The 18,864-nt window shown below is 65.2% G+C and carries 10 protein-coding genes; 4 read left to right on the top strand and 6 right to left on the bottom strand.

All coding sequences use genetic code 11. From position 1 onward, the window contains the following. Positions 1 to 70 precede the first annotated feature (70 nt). The 3 genes from ACN269_RS09010 to ACN269_RS09000 form a co-directional block, all read right to left on the bottom strand. Positions 71 to 484, bottom strand: a complete 414-nt coding sequence (locus tag ACN269_RS09010; protein ID WP_421472009.1) for an Imm1 family immunity protein — start codon at positions 482 to 484, stop codon at positions 71 to 73. Further along, positions 481 to 837 (bottom strand): DddA-like double-stranded DNA deaminase toxin, encoded by a 357-nt coding sequence (locus ACN269_RS09005; RefSeq protein WP_421472008.1) that lies wholly within the window; start codon positions 835 to 837, stop codon positions 481 to 483. The genes ACN269_RS09010 and ACN269_RS09005 overlap by 4 nt, the downstream gene beginning before the upstream one ends. A 140-nt stretch (positions 838 to 977) precedes the next feature. Beyond that, a complete protein-coding gene (locus tag ACN269_RS09000) occupies positions 978 to 1,250 on the bottom strand; it encodes a DUF6244 family protein (protein ID WP_421472007.1) in 273 nt (90 codons plus the stop codon). A 264-nt stretch (positions 1,251 to 1,514) separates the two neighbouring features. On the opposite strand from ACN269_RS09000, the gene ACN269_RS08995 reads away from it, so the two are divergent. Further along, positions 1,515 to 2,801, top strand: a complete 1,287-nt coding sequence (locus ACN269_RS08995) for an IS256 family transposase (RefSeq protein ID WP_421470792.1) — start codon at positions 1,515 to 1,517, stop codon at positions 2,799 to 2,801. 171 nt (positions 2,802 to 2,972) lie between these two features. Here the strand turns inward: ACN269_RS08995 and ACN269_RS08990 are convergent, their stop codons facing one another. Continuing rightward, the gene (locus tag ACN269_RS08990; RefSeq protein ID WP_421472006.1) at positions 2,973 to 7,271 is read right to left on the bottom strand and encodes a LamG-like jellyroll fold domain-containing protein; all 4,299 of its coding nucleotides are present in this window, start codon (positions 7,269 to 7,271) and stop codon (positions 2,973 to 2,975) included. Positions 7,272 to 7,694: 423 nt separating this feature from the next. Between ACN269_RS08990 and ACN269_RS08985 the strand changes: the two genes are divergently transcribed. After that, a complete protein-coding gene (locus ACN269_RS08985; protein WP_421472005.1) occupies positions 7,695 to 14,201 on the top strand; it encodes a polymorphic toxin type 28 domain-containing protein in 6,507 nt (2,168 codons plus the stop codon). A gap of 14 nt (positions 14,202 to 14,215) precedes the next feature. Further along, positions 14,216 to 14,878, top strand: a complete 663-nt coding sequence (locus ACN269_RS08980) for a hypothetical protein (RefSeq protein WP_421472004.1) — start codon at positions 14,216 to 14,218, stop codon at positions 14,876 to 14,878. 888 nt (positions 14,879 to 15,766) lie between these two features. Here ACN269_RS08980 and ACN269_RS08975 read toward each other — a convergent pair. Next, positions 15,767 to 16,426 (bottom strand): recombinase family protein, encoded by a 660-nt coding sequence (locus ACN269_RS08975; RefSeq protein WP_421472003.1) that lies wholly within the window; start codon positions 16,424 to 16,426, stop codon positions 15,767 to 15,769. A 248-nt stretch (positions 16,427 to 16,674) separates the two neighbouring features. Next, positions 16,675 to 17,709 carry an LLM class flavin-dependent oxidoreductase gene (locus ACN269_RS08970; RefSeq protein ID WP_421472002.1) on the bottom strand — a complete coding sequence of 345 codons (1,035 nt, stop codon included), beginning with the start codon at positions 17,707 to 17,709 and terminating at the stop codon, positions 16,675 to 16,677. 258 nt (positions 17,710 to 17,967) lie between these two features. On the opposite strand from ACN269_RS08970, the gene ACN269_RS08965 reads away from it, so the two are divergent. Next, the gene (locus tag ACN269_RS08965) at positions 17,968 to 18,831 is read left to right on the top strand and encodes a DUF1684 domain-containing protein (protein WP_421472001.1); all 864 of its coding nucleotides are present in this window, start codon (positions 17,968 to 17,970) and stop codon (positions 18,829 to 18,831) included. The last annotated feature ends 33 nt before the right edge of the window (positions 18,832 to 18,864 follow it).

The following is an 18,864-nucleotide window of genomic DNA, read 5'->3' as shown; positions in this document are numbered from 1 at the left end:
CGGTGAGGGCCCGCGAGCCGCGCCCTACCCGCTCTCGCCACTCGCCTCGTGACGTCGTCCATGCTCGAAGCTATTCGACGATTTCCCAGGCCACCGCGTCGGGTCGTTGCCCTCCGCTAGTGAGGAACTGTCGTGCCGCTTGCCGGGCGGTCGCGTTGGTGACGCGGGTGCGTTCGGGCCAGGCGTCGGTAGCGGTGCCGGCGTAATCGAAGGTGAACCCAGGGCCGGGTCCGACGTCGGGCTGGTATCCCCAGGCGCTGCTGCCGTCGACGGCGACGTGGTAGACGAATGACCGTTCGGGGTGCCCGATGCAGATGTCGAGCATGACGGGAAAATCGCCGCCGCCGGGAGCGACGAGGGTGACGCAGTAGGGCATCTGTGTGATGTGGGCGTTACTGATTGTGTCCAGTGTGGCGTCGAGTTCGGCAACGGTGCTGACCGACGCGGCGCCGTCGCCGCGTCCCCAGGTGATGTCGATGCTCATCGCCGGATCCCTTCTCCTGTTCCGACGTACAGCTTATGAAGCCATGTGCGGTCGCCGTCGGTGAGGAACACCGTCAGGCGTGTTCCGTGCGGCAGGATCGTGGCGAGGATCTTTTCGCAGACCAGGGGTCTGATCGGATCGTCGCAGGGGGTGTGATTGAGCACGAGCGTGGCCTCTGATGGGCTGCCGGGACGGCGCAGCATGGCCGCGGCCTGCGCCTCGGCGTGGTCCATCACGATGGCCTGAGCCAGCGGCGGCTTGAGTCCCACCCCGGCGGCGGGAAGCCTGCCCATCCGGATCTGCCGGCTGCGCAACCGGCCGTCTGGCTCGGCAGAGAAGTCAGGATCGCGCATGATCGCCCCGTCGGCGAGGAGGAACGCCTCGGTCTTGTCCTGTGGTTCGCTGCGACGGGCCAGATTCGCGGCCGCGCGAAGGACCGCCTGCGGCGGGTCAGCAGGTGCGGGTGGTCGACGGATCCCGCCGCCACCCGCGATTAGTTTCCCAGACCGCCCAGCCCACGCACCCGCGTGAGGATCTCGTCCACCTTGCCCGCTGACTGACCGACCGCGACACCCGCTGCGCCGAGCTGCTGTGAGCTGCGGTCCACCATCGCGGCAGTGCTCTGAGCGGCGGCGCCCTGCAGCGCCGCTTGGATCAACGCTCGCGCTTGGCGAAGCTCGGAGCCGGCAGCTTGGATTAGTTCCCGAGCCCGGTCAAGATGCGCCTTGGCTTGAAGAAGCCGACTGATCAACTCTGCCGCACTCACCCGAATCACTGTGCCAGACCATCTAAGCCTATGCGTGTCTCTGATGCTGCTGCGCCAAGCGGTCGCGTCTCATCAAAAGGCAAAGGCAGGCGTCGACCGACCTGAAAGCTGGCATCGATGCTCATGGCCGGGGTTCGAAGCCCGGATCCTCTGCCGCACTCCCTCGACGACCAGCAGAAGCCAACGGACGCCTAGGGTCTGTGGATCTAACGGTGTTTCCGGCCTGACCTGCCGGGCGTTGTGCCTGGTGAGGAGGGTGCCGTGATGACCGCGACACTGAACGACCAGACCGGACGTAGGAAGCGGCCCGAGCCGTCGGCGGAGGCGAAGGCGGCCGCTGAGCTGGTTCGGGCCGCGAAGGAACAGGGGCTGTCGTTGACCGGCCCGGACGGGCTGCTCAAGCAGTTGACCAAGACGGTCCTGGAGACCGCGTTGAACGAGGAGATGACCGAGCACCTCGGCTATGAGAAACACGATCAGGTCGGTGCCGGGTCGGGCAACGTCCGTAACGGCACCAGGGCGAAGACGGTGCTGACCGACAGCACCGGTCCGGTGCAGATCGACGTGCCCCGGGACCGGGCCGGCACGTTCGAGCCGCAGATCGTCCGCAAGCGGCAGCGCCGGCTCTCCGGAGTCGACGAGGTCGTGTTGTCGTTGTATGCCAAAGGGCTCACGACTGGGGAGATCTCGGCGCATTTCGCGGAGATCTATGGCGCCTCGGTGTCCAAGGAGACGATCTCGCGGATCACCGACAAGGTGATCGAGGAGATGACCGACTGGTCGCACCGCCCGTTGGATGAGATTTACGCGGCGGTGTTCATCGACGCGATCGTGGTCAAGGTCCGCGATGGGCAGGTCGCGAACCGGCCGTTCTATGCCGCGATCGGCGTCACGCTCGACGGTGAGAAGGACATCCTCGGGTTGTGGGCCGGCACCGGTGGTGAGGGCGCGAAGTTCTGGATGAGCGTGCTGACCGACCTGCGCAACCGCGGTGTGAAGGACGTGTTCTTCCTCGTCTGCGACGGCCTCAAAGGGCTGCCTGAGGTGGTGACGAACGTGTGGCCCCGCACGATCGTGCAGACGTGCATCATCCATCTGATCCGCAACACGTTCCGGCTCACCTCCCGCAAGTACTGGGACGCGCTCAAGCACGACATCAAGCCGATCTACACCGCCGTGAACGCCCAGGCGGCCCGGGCGGCGTTCGATGACTTGGCCGAGAAGTGGGGCAGCCGGTATCCGGCGGTGATCCGGTTGTGGGACAACGCCTGGGCAGAGTTCATCCCGTTCCTCGACTACGACGTCGAAATCCGGCGGGTGATCTGCTCGACCAACGCGATCGAGTCGCTCAACGCCCGCTACCGGCGGGCCGTCAAAGCCCGCGGCCACTTCCCCAACGAGCAGGCCGCGTTGAAGTGTCTGTACCTGGTAACCCGATCCCTGGACCCCACCGGGGCAGGCCGAACCCGATGGACGATGCGCTGGAAACCCGCCCTGAACGCCTTTGCCATCACCTTCAGCGACCGCTTCCCAGCCGCTGAAACTTACTAACCAAGATCGCCGGAAACACCTTTAGCGAGACAGGCCCGACGCCTACGCCCATCCTCCTAGGATGCTGTACGGGTTGTGTGTGTGTGTCCTTCTCGTGGCGGAGGTCTGTGCAGTCGGCAGCTGTACGCCCCGGGTACCACCTGCGGGGTACCCGGGGCGTGCAGCGCTTGGTTACAGCAGGGAGGGGGTTCCCCAGGCGACGCTGCCGGGGGCGGCGGTGCCGGGGTAGAGGGTGAGGGTTCCTGCGCTTCGGCGGCGGACGAGGAGGTCGACCTTGCCGTCGTTGGTTACGTCGCCGAGGCTGCTCATGTCGAAGTCTCGGCAGGTGCCGCAGACGAGGACGCGGGGGGCCCAGGCGGGTTGGCCGCTGGTGTTGGTGTTGGGGTAGATGTACATGTCCCCTGTGGTGGATTGGCGCATGAAGAGGTCGATTTTGCCGTCGTTGTTGACGTCTTCGACGGACGCTTGGTCGTAGCCGCCGCAGGAGCCGCAGAGCAGGGTCCGGCTGCCCCAGGTGACGGAGCCGCCGGTGCCGGTGCCGGGGTAGTAGTACATGTTTCCGGTGCTGTTCTCCCGTACGAACAGGTCTCGTTTGCCGTCGCGATCGATGTCGTCGAGGTCGGCCATGCCGAAGCCGGTGCATCCGCCGCAGACCAGCATCCGTGTTCCCCAGATCGGGTCGCCGTGGGCGACGGTGTTGGGGTAGACGTACATGTCGCCGGTGGAGACCTGGCGCATGAAGAGGTCGAGGGTGCCGTCGTTGTTGGCGTCGGCTGGGTTGAACAGGTCGTAGCCGCCGCATCCGGCGCACACCACGACACCCGCGTCAAACGTCAGGACGCCGTCTAGGTTCGTGCCTCGGCGCAGGAGCACATTGCCGTTGCCCTGTTTGATCAGCATGTCGACGCGGCCGTCACCGGTGACGTCACGCAGGTTGGGCGCGAGCACTTGTTGTGCGTAGTTGCCGGGTGCGGTGGCCTCGGCCGGGTTGAGGCTGCGGTCCCAGTGCTGCACATTGCTGATCTGACCGGCGTAGTACGAGCTCGGGGCGCCGTTGTAGCGGTAGTGGCCGACCACAAAGCGCCCCGTGCTGGGCCAGGACACTGCCGCGGCGTGTTGGGCGGTGCCGGCGAGGTTGTTGTTGACGTACAGGGCCATCGTGCTGGTGGTGTGGTTGTAGGTGGCCACCAGGTGAGTCCACACGCCGAGTTGTGCGGTCGGGGCGCTGATGGCCTGGTCGTAAGACCAGCCGTCACTGTCGGAGCGTGCCATCCCGAATCGCCACGTGTTGTCGCTCTGTTCCTGCCACAGGATGAAGCGGGCGGAGCGTGCCCCTTCTTCGGAGAGGATGATCTTTCCGGCTGTGGTGGGCTTTGCCCAGACGGCGACGCTGAATGATTTGGTGGTGTCGACTAGCACGGGACTGGCGGCGCTGACCAGGCTGCCGGTGCCGCTGGTGTCTACGCTCGTGCCGGTGGCGTCGGTGTTGAGCCGCAGGTCGGGGCTGAAGAGGTCACCCTCGTGCCATTTCGCGTTGCCGGTGCCGGTGAGGGTACTGCCGCCGGAGGTGTCGGCCGCGGTGGCCGCCGTGGCCCCTGCCGTGCCGTCATTGAGTGGCCAGGTGTGCTTGGTGGTCACCAAGCCTTGGGCTTGCTGACTGGCGATGGCGGGTGTGGTGCCGAGGCCGGTGACCAGGTATGAGGTGGTCAAGCCGTTGGCGCCGACGGTCCACAGGTCCGCGGTGTTGTCGGAGTTGACGTCGGCGGCCCGCAGGCTCAGCGTCGCACCTCGGTTCCAGTTGCTTGCGAGCGTGTACGGGGTGTAGGTGAGCTGGTTGGTGTCCTGGTTATAGGCGAGGTCGGTCCACAGGTGCAGGGCGCCGGTGCTGCTGTTCCACAGGAACATCGCGGTGCCGCCGCTGAGCTGGGCGGTGGTGATGGTCCAGTTGTTCCAGTCCACGCCGCCGGTTGGGGTCAGGGTCGGCGTGCGCGACCCGCCGAAGTACATGCCGGGGGCGAAGTAGCTGGGGTAGTAGGTGAGGGAGTAGCCGTTGGTGGCGTCGCCGCTGGTGCCGATCAGGTCAGGGATGGTGGAGGCGGTGCCTCGAGAGTCGCCGGCATTGGCTAGCTGCAACGGGATATTGCCGCCGTCGTCCATCAACTGGTCGACGAAGACGGCCCGTTGGTTGTCGCTGAACTGGGCCTGGATGACGGAGCCGTCGCCGTTGCCTCGTAGGATGCTGGCGGTGCCGGCGCTGGCTCCTGCCGGGTAGTAGGCGAGGACGTCCTGGGTGCCGTTACCGAAGAACCGTCCGGAGATCGCTTGGCTGCCGTTGAATTCGGTGGGGCTTTGCGTTCCGGTGAACCCGTTTCCTCGCGCGCCGATGTCGGTTGCGGAGGTGCGGACGGCGCCGCTGTTCATGCCCGTGCCCAGCCAGAGACCGGATGGGAGGCCGTTGCGGGCGCCGACGGTGAGCAGGTCGGCAACGTTGTCGCCGGTCAGGTCGCCGTCGGCGACGGTTGCGGCGGGGTCCGCGTTGAACGTGACGGTTGCGGTTTCACCGAAGTTGCCGCCCGCCGAGAGGCTGGTCACGGCCAGGGTGTTGGTGAGGCGGGTTGGCGTGACGACGACGGTGGCGTTGCCGGCGGAGGCGGAGACGGTGACCGGGGGGAAGCCGTTGAGCTGGTAGCTGTAGCTGCTGGGGACGGTGCCGCTGGTGGGAGGTGTGACGGTGAAGCTGACCGGTTCGCCGACGGTCGAGCGCGTCTGGGGTTGGCTGATGTCCGGCGCGCCGGTGCGGGTCGGGTCGTAGGTGAAGCTGCAGGTGGCGGACCAGTCGCTGGGTGTCCGAAAGTCGGTTGCCTGCACTTTCCAGGAGAAGGTGGTGATTGCCCCGGCGGCGGCCGCTCGTAGCGTTGTCACCGGCACGATCAGCACCCCCGTGCTGCCCGACGGATACGTCAGCAGGTTCGGGTTAGACGATGCCAGTGCGGTCTGCCCGGAGTCGCTGCTCTTCCAGAGTTTGAAGCTCACGCCGAGAGTGCCGCCGTTAGGGTCGGACACTGGGGCGTAGAGGCTGACCGGGTTGTCGCCGATCATTGATCCACCGGCGCAGGCGGTGCGGGGGGAGGTGCTCAGTCCGCTCGGCTTGTTCGGTTTGTGGTTGTAGCGGATTTCGAACGTGGGGGTGGTCTCGTTGAACTCTTTCCAGCTCTGCTGGTCGCTAGCCTCGTTCTCGGCGATCATCCGCAGCGTGCGGATGGCCCGCTTGTTGGTGACGTCGGTTTTGACCTGTTCAGTGATGTCGAAGGACACGCCAGTGGGGTCGCAGCCGCTGTAGCCATAGGCGAAGCTCTGCGACGCGGCGAGCGGGCCGTTGCTCTGGTTTTCCCAGAAGTCCCAGGTGGCGTTTGACTGGGCCAATGTGGCGGCCGGGGCGTAGACATTGACGGTCTTCTTGGTGCAGTTCCACGACTTTGAGTTGACGATCTTGAACTTGGCGTCACCGATCTCCGCGCCGGAGAGCAGGTTGTAGGGAACCGCGAAGTTGATCAGCGTTTGGGAGCGCTGTTCGCCGGAGTTGCCGACCTGCATCCGGCCGTCCGGGTCGGGGGTGTTATTCCAGTAGTTGCCGTCCTGGTTCTGCCACGAGATGGTGGCCCAGTTGGACATCTTCGGGCCGTTTGAGGTCCAGTTGAAGCTGGGGTCGATGTAGACCGGGTAGACGGTGGCGGCATCGGTGAGCAGCTTGCGGTCCGGCGCGAGACCCAGCTTGCCAGGGCCGACGGATACCTTGATTTCCGAGGTGCGGGCTGCCCGGCCCGGGGTGGCGGTCGTCGACGCGGCGCCGCTGCGAGCGGCCGGGGCGGTGCCGTCGACCGCCGAGGAGTCCCACATCATCGGCGTGGGTGCGGTGATGACCGCATCACCGCGGCGATCCTTCCCGCTGATGTTGCCAGCGGCGTCAGCGCCGAGCGTGAAGCCCGTGGCCGTCGTAGTCAGATCCAGTGCGTCCAACTTCGGGTTCGCCGCGGCCGTCGCGTCCTTCACCACGAAGACGTGCGAGAAGCCACCCTGAGCGTTGACGGTTGCGGTCAGATCCACGCCCGGCAACACCTCGGGGTACGTGGCCGTCGGCCCTGCGAGCGTGGGCACGGGCAGGGCGACGGGTGCCGTCAGCGCCAGGGACCGATCGCCGCTGACCAAGCGTGCCAGTGGTCCGGTGCCTCCGTCGGACAGCGTGATCTCATTTGTGGTCGTGGTTGCGGTGATCGTGCCGTCGGCTCGTCGTACCAGGGTCGGGTCCAGTTGCTTCCAGCTGTCGCCGACGCGTTTGCGGCTGGGCATGGCGGTCTGGGTGAGCAGGAGTTGCCCGTCGGGTTGGGCGGTCAGGGTTTGCGTCGAGGTGCCCTCAGCGGTCGCCTCGACTGGCTTGCCACTTCGGGTGGCCTGGGCGAGGGCAGCGTCCACTCCGAGCGGTGCGGACGGTCCGGCGGCGGGTTTCGATGATGCCGGCACGGCAGCCGCAGCAGGCGTGGCGAGCGGGACTGCGACCGTGGCAATCGCCAGGGCCGCGACAGTTGTGACAGCGCGTAGACGCTGTCGTCTCTCAGTCATGTGTGAAGGACTCCCCGTGAGGATGTGAACGCCCAGTGGCGTCCGGTAGGCGGCCACAGTGAAGCAGCCACGCGGGCTCGCGGGGAACGCCGACGGCTGCCCTGGGCTGTCCCTTTGGTGCGCGCTCAGATCAGTTTGATCACATCAGAAGGTGATCATCGTTATCGCGCCGTGACCTATTGCCCTGGGCAACCATGAAACATTGTTCGCACCACGGGGGTGGGTGACCGATCACTCTGCGTGGACGTCGTTCCGTCTCGCAGAGGTGAGGTCCGCATGGCCGTCCACGGGGGATTCCGCCTGTTCACACGCCCCAGCCGCGTGGTCGCGGTCGTCGTGACGACAGCGCTCGCGGCTAGTCTGCTGTCTGGCTCGCCGGCGCTGGCGAAGCCGACGGACCCGGCTGTGGCGAAGCCCCCGGCGCCGTCGCCTGGCCGTGCTGTCAAGGGCGTGAAGCCAATACCGACGAAGTTCGTCACGTCAGCGGATGATGCGAAGTCGACGTACAAGCCGACACGGACGGCGTGGCCGCGAGCGGCCTCAGCGAAGATCGACCTCCCGGACGCTTCGGCGGCCGATGCGCGAGCGGCGGCACCGACAAAGACGCGCGTGGCAGGAATGCCGGTGTGGGTGCAGCGCGGGAAGGACGCCGCTGGCCAGACCAAGCCGGAAAGCCTGACGATCACAGTCGCCGACCGTAAGGCCACGGAAGCAGCCGGGGTGGATGGCGTGCTGCTCTCCGTCGACTCGGACGTCAAGGCCGGGGCAGTTCGAGTCGGTGTGGATTACGAGGGTTTCGCCGAGGCGTTCGGCGGCAACTACGGCTCACGGCTGCGGCTGGTCCAACTGCCCAACTGCGCGTTGACGACGCCCACGGTGAGCGACTGTCGCGCGGCGACCCCATTGGCCTCGACGAACGACCCGGTGGCGAAATCCGTGTCAGCCGAGGTGTCGCTGGCGGCCCCGGATTCGCGCACTCAAGCGGGCGGCACGATGGTTCTTGCCGCCGTGGCCACGGCGGGCGACGACGGTGGTGAGGGGGGAACCTACGCGGCCACCGACCTGAAGCCGTCGGGATCATGGAGCGGCGGTGGTAACACCGGCTCGTTCACCTACTCCTACCCCCTGACGCTGCCGCCGGCGGCGTCGAACTTGGTGCCAACGGTCGGGTTGTCGTATGACTCGGGCAGCGTGGACGGGCAAACGGCATCGACGAACGCGCAGGCGTCCTGGGTCGGCGACGGTTGGTCGACGCCGCGCTCGTTCGTGGAGCAGACCTTCACCTCGTGTATGGATGATCCCGGCGGCACGGCAGCACCGACCGAGACGCCCGACCGGTGTTACGACGGGCCCATGCTGACGTTGTCGTTGAACGGTTCGTCGACGGCGCTCGTGTGGGACTCGACGAAGAGGGTCTGGAAGCCGGAGTCGGATAACGGCGAGATCATCACCCACGTCGAGAATGCGAACAACGGCTCGGGGACCTACAACACCGACTACTGGCGGGTGACGCTGCGCGACGGCACCAAGTACGAGTTCGGCCGGAACCGACTGCCGGGATGGTCAGGTCAGACAGGTCAGACGGAGACGAAGTCGGTCGACTACACGCCTGTCTACTCACCACACGAGGGTGACCCCTGCTACTCCTCGTCGGTGTGCACGATGGCGTACCGGTGGAACCTGGACTACGTCACCGACACCCAGGGCAACGCCATGGCGTACTACTACAACCAAGCCACCAACTTCTACGGCCGCAACAAGGGCGCCACCGACGCGTCCTACATCCGCGACAGCAACCTGGCACGCATCGACTACGGCTTCACCGACGGTAACGCCTACGGCACGGTGCCGAACCAGGTCTTGTTCAACACCGATGATCGTTGCCTGTCCGGAACGTGCAAGCCGCTGAACGCGGCGAACAAGGCGAACTGGCCCGATGTGCCCTTCGACCTGATCTGCGCTTCGGGGACCGACTGTGACGACTGGAGCCCGTCGTTCTTCTCCACGGTGCGGCTGACCTCGATTGATACCCAGCAGTACAACACGGCTACCGGGAAGTACGAGAAGGTCGACTCGTACGCGTTGACGCATACCATGCCCGCCACCGGTGACACCACCTCACCGACGCTGTGGCTCGCCTCGATCACCCGCACCGGTCACGACATCAGCGCCGGCGGCTCCACAACGGCCATCACTCTGCCATCGGTGTCCTTCGAGAGCATCGCCCTGCCCAACAGGGTGGACGTCGCGGGTCGTTACCCGTCGTTCTACCGGCACCGGATCTTCACCATCACCACCGAAACCGGCTCAGTGATCTCCCCGTCCTTCGAACTGCCCGCGAAGTGCAGCGCACCGGTGAGCCTCGACCCGGCGACCAACACGAAATCCTGTTACCCGGTCTACTGGACACCCCAGGGATTGACGAATCCGATCAGAGATTGGTTCAACAAGTACGCCGTCACACGGGTCACCTCCAGCGACCCCACCGGCGGCTCCGCCGGTCTCTCGACCAGCTACAAGTACTCGGACGCGGCCTGGCACTACGACGAGAACGAGGTCGTCAAGGCCAAGTACCGCAGCTACGGCCAGTTCCGCGGCTACGCCAAGGTGCGAACCTTCACCGGTGACGGCGTCAACGACCGCCGTACTCAGGCCGAAACGGTCTACCACCAGGGCATGTCGAAGAACAACAACTCGATCGTGCTCAACCTGACCGACTCAGCTGGCGGTGAGCACGAAGACGTCGACGACCTCGCCGGCAGAGAACTGGAAACCACCCAGTACCTCGGCGAGAACGGCCGCGTCGACTCCTCCACCATCACCTCCTACTGGGTGTCCGCAGCAACCGCCACCCGCAGCAGAACCGGTCTGTCGGCGCTGACAGCGCAATGGATCGCACCGGCGAAGACCTACACTCGCCAAGCCATCACCAGCGGCGGCTCAACAACGTGGCGCAACACCGCAGCGGACAACAGCTACGACGCGAACACCACCAGTGCCACCTTCGGCGCACTGAAGAACACCTACACCTACACCGTCCCGCTCGACCCGGCCTACAACCAGTGCACCACCTACACATACGCCCCTGTCAACACCGGCAAGAACCTCGCCGCTCTGGTCAGCCAAACCGAAACGGTCTCAGTGGCCTGCGGCGGGTTCACCCAAGGCACCCCAGCATCGGTGCCCGGCGCCGTCAACACGTTGACCGCCCCCGGCACGGTCAGCCGCCCCGCGCAGGTCGTGAAGGCCGAGCGGACCTTCTACGACGTGACCGACTTCGCCACCGCCTTCCCTCAGACGGCACCGCCGTCCAAGGGCAACGCCACCATGACGCAGGTCGCCAAGGACTACATCTCCGGCGCCTACACCTGGCAGACCGCAGGCAGATCGGTCTACGACCCCTACGGCCGGGTCACCGACTCGTACGACGCTAACGGCAATAAGAGCACCACCGGCTACACCATGAACAGCGCCGGCCTGCTCATCAGCACGACCACCAAGAACGCCGCAGGACACGAGTCGTCAACGACGGTGAACCCACGGCGGGGCCACGTCCTAACGGCCACCGACGCGAACAAGGTCGTGACGAGCCAGCAATACGACGCCCTCGGGCGTGCCACGACGGTATGGCTGCACTCCCGCCCAACCTCCAGCTTCGCCAACTACAAGTACGCGTACACCGTCTCCAAGACGGGAGCATCCGCCACCACCACGGACACTCTGAACAACGCCAACGGCTATCAGAAATCCGTCACCATCTACGACGCGCTACTGAGGACCCGGCAAACCCAGTCCATGACCCCCAAGAGCGGCCGGATGATCACCGATACGTTCTACGACACTCACGGGTGGACCACAACGACGTTCAACGGCTGGTGGGATGACGTGACGACACCCACGGTCAGCACCCCGGTGTCGGCGCGGGAGTTGGCCAAGGCCGTCCCGAACCAAACCCTCACCACCTACGATGGCCTCGGACGGGCAGTGGTGGTCACCAACGCGAAAGACGGCGTGACCGTCTCACAGGTGACCACCGTCCACGGCGGCGATCGCACCACCGTCGTCCCGCCGACCGGAGGCGTCGTCACCACCACGGATATCGATCCCATCGGTCGCAAGAAGGAGCTCCAGGAGTACGCCGCACGTCCGACCGTGACAGCGCCGGCGGACACGTTCACTGGCACGTTCACCGTCACCGGTGGCACCGCGACGATCAGCAAGTACGGCTACGACGCCCATGGCAACCAGTCAACCTTGACGGATGCGAACAACAACCAGTGGACGTCCACGTACAACCTTCTCGGCCAGGTAGTGGCAAAGTCCGACCCGGACGGCGGCGACAGCAGCCTGAGCTACGACGCCAACGGCAACCTGGAGGAAGTCACCGACGGCCGTGGTAAGACGCTCTCTTACACCTACGACGGGATCAACCGTAAAACTGGCGAGTACGCGTCGGCGGCCGCGAACCAGTCTGCCGCCACCAAGCGGGCAGAGTGGGTGTACGACAACAGCAACAGCGTTCCGGACGTCACCAACCCGATCGGCAAGTTGACCACAACCATCGCCTACCGCAGCGGACAGACCTACACCACCCAGCAGAAGGCGTTCGACACGTTCGGCAACTCGCTCGGCACAACGGTCACCGTTCCCGACAGCGAAGGGGCGCTGGCCGGCTCATACCAGTTCGACCACTCATACACGTCAGTGCTGGGTCTGCCGTTGACCGACACCTACCCAGCGAAGGGCGGCTTGCCTTCGGAGAGGGTCGGATACGGCTATTCGGGACAGTTGGATCTGCGCACAACGATGATCGGTCTCGCGGGATACGTCTCCGCCGTCTCTTACGACGCCTACGGCAGGGTGAACCAGCAGACCTTGGGATCGGGCAGCAACTCCGCCGATGTCACGAACGTTTTTGACGACCACACGTCGCGGCTGAAGAGCCAGAGTGTCAGGCGCTCCACGACCCTCCCGAAGGAGGTCGACCAGCAGGACTACGAGTACGACCTCGTCGGCAACATCACCCGCAAGATCAGCAAGCGACTGGGCGCCACCACTCCTTCAGAAGCGCAATGCTACGGCTACGACGGGCTGGCTCGGCTCACCGAAGCCTGGACTAGCACCGATGCCTGCGCCACCATGCCGACCGATACCAACAAGACCATGGTCGGCAACACCATCGGAGCCGGCAGCGCCTACTGGACGAGTTGGCAGATCGATCTGATCGGCAACCGCACCCAACAGGTCGAGCACAACCTCGCCGCCGGTGGTACCGACACCAAGACCACCTATACGTACAACGGGACGGGTCAGAACAAGCCCCACACCCTGACCTCCACCACCATAAGTGGCGGAACCACCGGTCGCACGTCATACGCCTACGACAACGCCGGCAACACGATCAGCCGCAATGCCGCCCAGGGCAACCAGACTCTCACCTGGGACGACGCCGGCAAACTCGCCGAAATCACCGGCGGTGCCAGCGGAAACAACGCTTTCACCTACGATGCCGACGGCAACCTGCTGCTGCAGAAAGAACCTGGCAAGAACATCCTCTATCTGCCGGGACAGCAACTCACCCTCGACACCGCCACCAACGCCGTCACCGGCCACCGCTACTACGCTCTCCCAGGCGGCGGCAGCTGTATCCGCACCGGCAGCGGAACGGCCTATACATTCGCTATAAGCGACCACCAGGGCACCCCGACCCTCTACCTCGACAGCACCGCCCAGAACCCGACCTGGCGGCAGTACACCCCGTACGGCGCTCCCCGAGGCGCAACCGTCGCCACACCCGACAACCGTGGCTTTCTTAACAAACCAATGAGCCTAGCGGGACTCACCGCCGTCGGCGCCCGCTTCTACGACTCCACCCTCGGCCGCTTCATCTCCGTCGACCCACTCCAGGATGCCGCCCAGCCGCAACAGTGGAACGGCTACTCTTACGCCAACAACACCCCGGTGACGTCTAGCGATCCCAGCGGCCTGATTCCCGCTGACTGCAAGTACTTCGACTGCTACGGCTACGACGTTAAGAAGGGCTGCCCGGGCGGGTGCGGATCAACTGAGAACCTTAAATATAATGAGGCGACAGGAAGATCCAGCACGAAGGCGGGATCTGGCAAAGGTCCTTCAGCCGCCAAGGGGCGCGTAACCGTTGCAGGTATAAGTCTGCAGGAGGGCGACACGTATGATGCATTCGAGCTAGCGCAGCGCGTCGCGCAGGCACAAGAAACTGTGCCCAGACTCTCGGGCCATGCCGACTACGACGGCCTTCGCCTGCTTGAATTGGCTTGCCTCGATGCTGGAAGGCTGTGTTCGCTAGACTTCAAGGACTTTATAAGGCAAGCGCGAGTTGGCTTACTTGACGTCTATTCTGATAATTCGTCGGAATCGCTGTACGGCAAGCTCTCCGTAAGCGGCGCCGTCGCTGGCGGGGATGGTAGGTCCTCACCTGTAAGCCGCGTGCCGTTCACGATGCAAGGAACGAAGTCGGGAAGAATTGTCAGAGACCACCTCCAGCCAAAGGACCTGACAGGCGCTCAGCGTGAGCTGCGTGGAGAGGTGTTGGGACGCAGAAGCAATGGGAAACCCTACGATCACATCGACGAAGTAACGTCCGCACAAGCTGGGCTTTTTAATAGGATCAACACGATCAAGTCCCGGCTTGGCACCGTCAACCTGAATTCGACGACCAGAGCGAGCTTGCAAATTGAGCTCGGCTACGCGAGTCGCATGCTTGACTACTCCTATAAGTATATGCCGCGACGATTTCCCGTCTAACGTTGGATTGACGAATGCCGGTGGTGGGGGCGGCAATGTTTCGCCCCGGGCCGCCGGGCAAGGTGGGACGGAAAGGATCTGAGTCTGGTATGCACGATGTTTCAGATTTGTTGGATCGAGCCAAGCATGGCGCGGTTTCCCAAGTGGAGCTAGAATGGACTGCTCAGTCGCTAGCCGATCCGGCCGGCCGCATAGATAAATACACTCTGATACACATTTTGGGTCTCGCTGGTTCTGCAGCAATCTACGAAGATCTGGTCGCTGGCTTCCTGCACGCCCCCGACGATCCCATGTTGTCTCGGATGGCGCTCTTGAGCGTGTCGTCCTGGAACTTAATGGATAAGTATATGCCGGAACTGTTGGCATTCTGTCGTGGCGTCGAATGGGACGATGAGGAGGACGTCAGAGCGGTCGCGTTGACCTTGGCTGGAAATCTTCTCGCCTCGAAAGTGAACTGCGACCTTCTTGAAATTCTCATCGAGACCGCAAAACATGGGACGGAGTCGGCTTCGGCCCGGCGATTGTCCCTCGATGCTCTCGCCGTGGCGACCGGATCCCCACGTTCGACTCTTCTACCTTTGACTGTCGATGTCGATCTCGAAGGCAGTTGGGCGACCTCAGTATTGTCGAGATCTGGGCGCCTTCTGGTCCGGTCCTGTGGGAAGCGCTCAGCTTGACGGTGGGACGCCAGTGGGCCAGGCTCCGTAACTAGTTCGACGGCTCCACCGGTCGTCAGGCTTGCGGCAGTTCTCCTCGCTCGTGTCCGAATCCGCCGCTGTCGGCGCGTGATCGGCCCTGCTAGGCATTCTCGCGACGTGCACATCCTTGTGTCTGTCCAGCCCGATCCGACAGGATTAGGTGTCGTCGGTGCCGGACCGCTGAGCAGCGGGCGCGCACTCACCAGATCAGCCGCCCTGGCCTAGTCGGATGTCTCTACAAGGCTCGCTGCCACTGTCGGAACCAAATAGAGATCTGGAATGTAGCGCAGGAGCAAGTCGGCTCACGTTGTGTCGGTCATACGGGTAATGCCTCGCCTGGACAACCGACGGGTGCCGCCTGGCGACCATCAGCGATGACTGCAGCCTTTACATCTGGCAGAGCAGAGACGGACGGCCGCTCGGCGTTCTCGACATACCTCACGGGGTGGTGCGCAGCCTGTCCTGGCGAGACGCCCTCATCATCACTTACGACGACGGGACCGAATGAGTTGGGACGTTTGCGGAAGCCCGCGCAAACTTCGACCGAAGGTGGTGAAACTCGTGCGCTCAGCGCCGAAGAACGGGAGCGATACGGCCTGCCGGCAACGCCGACCGTTGGAACGCTCACCAGGACATGAGCGGCGGGGTCCAAATTGATGGCTGCACGTTCATTTCGGTCGCTCGTTAACGGAACGAGCAGGCCGAAACTTCGACCCCCATGCGTCCCAACTGCTATTCATGCTCACGCGCGGTAATGAGGGCGCGGGCTTGAGTTGAACCCCGGCCGTCCGTTATCTATGGACATGTGCACCCGATTGGTGCGCAGGAGTTACGTGTGGGGGCTCGAATCCCCCCTCGGACACATCATTACCACATATTGATCACGATCCGCGCAGGTTGACCTGCGCGGATCTTTCTGTTCTTGGTGCAGTGTTCCTGGTCGCAGACGATGGTGATCTTCCTGCTGCTCAGGAGCGTGACCAGGTCGTGTGGGGTCTGGATCCCGCTGGGGAGCCAGGGATGGTCGGCGAGTCGTTCGATGATGTGGTCTTCTCTGAGGTAGAGGATCTTGCGTCGGCGGTTGATGGGCTGTTGGGTGCTGGTGTGGCCGTGGCGGCATCGGTAGCCGGGGCTTTGGTTGATCCAGTGGGATTCCAATCTTCGGCCGCATGGCCCGCAGCGCAGTAGGCCGGTGAACAGGTAGCGGCGGGTGGTGCCGTCGTGGGCGCCCCGGTGGGAGCGGATGGCCTGGACCGCGACGAAGTCCTGCTCACTGACCAGCGCGGTGTGGGCCTGTTGCATGGAGACCACCCAATCCGCAGTCAAGTTCCGCCGGGTCGGTTCCTGCTCGGTGCGGCCGTTGTGCGCGGGTTGCCGGTTCCAGACCTGCCGGCCCGTGTACCGAGGGTTGGCGAGGATCGCCGCGACCGTTCGTAGGGTCCACCGGTCGCCACTGCGGTGTGGATTGCGGGCGGGATCGATGCCCGACGGGCACGGTATGCCGGCGTCGTTGAGGGCGCGCGCCATGCTGGCGAGACTCTGGCGCGCTGCACCTCACGTTTCGACTGGGCGCCCAGCATCATGATCAGCGCCTGATGGGCCGGGTCGTGGTAATCGACAGGCCCGTGCGTCTCGGGCAGCCACAGCTGCACGCCGTGCTGTTCGAGCACCGGCGCCAGGTGCTGCAGCTGACTGGCGGAGAACGCCGGCTCGTACTCCCCGACCACGATCGCGTAGGAAATTGGTGAGCTGCCCGCTCACCGTGGTCGGCCATTTCAGCGGCTGGGTTGCCACCCCAGCACGGGGCCGAGCCTGGTCGCCATGTCGGTGAGGATCTGCACGTAGTCCTCCGGCGCGAAGGTGAAGGGCAGGGCGAACGCAACCTCGTCGACCTCGCGGAACGCGACGTTGTCGAGCAGTCGTTCGGCGATCAGCTCCGATGGGCCGACGAGGTCGGGGGCGAACATCATCCGGGCCGGACCCTGGGGTGAGGCCGTTCGAGGCGTTCGTTGGTGGGCGTACTGCTCGTAGCGGGCCCGTTGGGTCGGGGTGGCGGTGTCGGTGGGGATGACGACGAGCCCTTGCGAGACACGAGCGCGTTCGCCGTCCGGGTGGTGGGCGCGGAACGTGCGGATGTGCGAGAGCTGGATCTCGGCGAAGTCGGTGGACTCCTCGGCCTTGACCACGCTGCTGGTGAGCAGGTTCATGCCCTGCTCGCCGGCCCAGCGAGCGGAGCCGAGGCTGCCGGCGCCGTACCACATCCGGGCGGCCAGGCCGGGGGAGTGTGGTTGCACGCGGCGGGAGAACTGCTCGAAACCCTCGAAGCCCTCGACGTCGCTGGCCGGCTCGCCGCGAACGAGGTCGAGCAGCCGTCGTACCCGCGTGTAGCTGAAGTCTTCCGCTTCGGCGGTGTCCGGGTAGAGCGCTCGGCGGACCCGGTCGTAGTGCATCGGTGGGCCGACGCTCACGCCGGGGTTGAGGCGCCCGCCGGAAAGGATGTCGACCGTGGCCAGGTCCTCGGCCAGTCGCAGTGGGTTCTCCCAGCCGAGCGGGATGACCGCAGTGCCGAGCTCGATGTGCCGGGTCCGCTGTGAGGCCGCCGCCAGGACGGCGATCGGTGAGGAGATGCCGTACTGGAGGTGACGGTGACGTACCCAGGTGCTGTCGAAGCCGAGTCGCTCACCCAACTCGATGAGCTGGAGTGTCGCCTCGTGGCCGGTGCGCGGGTCGGCCTCGTCGAACAGGCCGATGGTCAGGAAGCCGAGCTTCCGCAGTGGCGTCGACTGTCTCGACACAGGTGTTTCACTCACCGTCCGCCTCCAGGGATACCTACCCAAAGACTTGAAATCCTACCTGGCTGGTAGGAAAATCGACCCATGCTGCTGGTACGGCTGTTCACCTCCCGCCGGGTCGTCGACCTGATGCGGGTCGCCGCGCAGCTCTGTCACGTGGCCGCCCTTCCGGCCTGAGCAGGCGATCCCTGCCCGCCGGTTGTCGTCCCGCCGGCTCGCGTCCGGCACCTCCGCACCCCGTTCCGAGTGGTCGTACGCCAACGAGAGGGTCCCGCCATGACCAGTGACACCGCAGCAGCCGCCCCTACCGCCGTCGACGAGCCGGCCCGTGCGTTCGCCGAGGACTGGCAGGATTGGCATCGCCGGCACGAGGAGGCGCGGGCGGATCGCCACGGCTTCCTCGCCGTGGCCGGACTGTACTGGCTCACTCCGGAGCCGCAGCGGTTTCCCGATGTGCCCGGGGAGTGGCGCACCGGCAATGGGGGGCCGGTGGTGACCGTCACCGACGACGAGGAGATCGTCGTCGACGGCTGGCGCGTCCGGGAGAGGCATGAGTTCGGGGTGATCGCCGAGCGCGCCGGCATCACCGTGGACATCGACGGGGGCGTCCTCGAGGTGGCGCGGCGGGGTGGGCACGACATCCTTCGACCTCGGCGTCCGGACAACCCGCTGCGGGCGCGCTACCGGGGCACCGCCACCTACCCGCCCGCCGAGCGGTGGATGCTCCAGGGACGGTTCGTCCCGTTCGACCGTCCCCGGCCGACCACGGTCGGCGCTGCCGTCGAGGGGCTCCACCACGTCTACGACGCGCCGGGTCGAATCGAGTTCGACGTTGACGGGCTGCCGCTGAGCCTGACGGCGTTCAACGGTGTGGCGCCCGGCAGTCTGTCGGTGCTGTTCACCGACAGCACCTCCGGCGTCACCACCTACGGGGCCAACCGGTCGCTCGCCGTCGGGGCGCCGGACGAGCAGGGCCGCGTGATCCTGGACTTCAACCGTGCGGTCAACCTGCCGTGCGCCTACACCGACTTCGCGACGTGTCCGCTGCCGCCGACGGAGAACCGGCTGCCGGTCGCCGTCGAGGCCGGCGAGAAGATCCCGTACGAGCGGCTGGCGGCCGATCCCGCCGCCCGTTCCTGAGCGCTCCGGGCCCCCACTCCTCGGGAGGAACGC

It is taken from the genome of Micromonospora sp. WMMD736 (assembly GCF_049179015.1).
GTDB lineage: Bacteria > Actinomycetota > Actinomycetes > Mycobacteriales > Micromonosporaceae > Micromonospora.
Note: the sequence above shows the minus strand (reverse complement) of the source record. Positions and strands in the feature narration are given on the sequence as shown.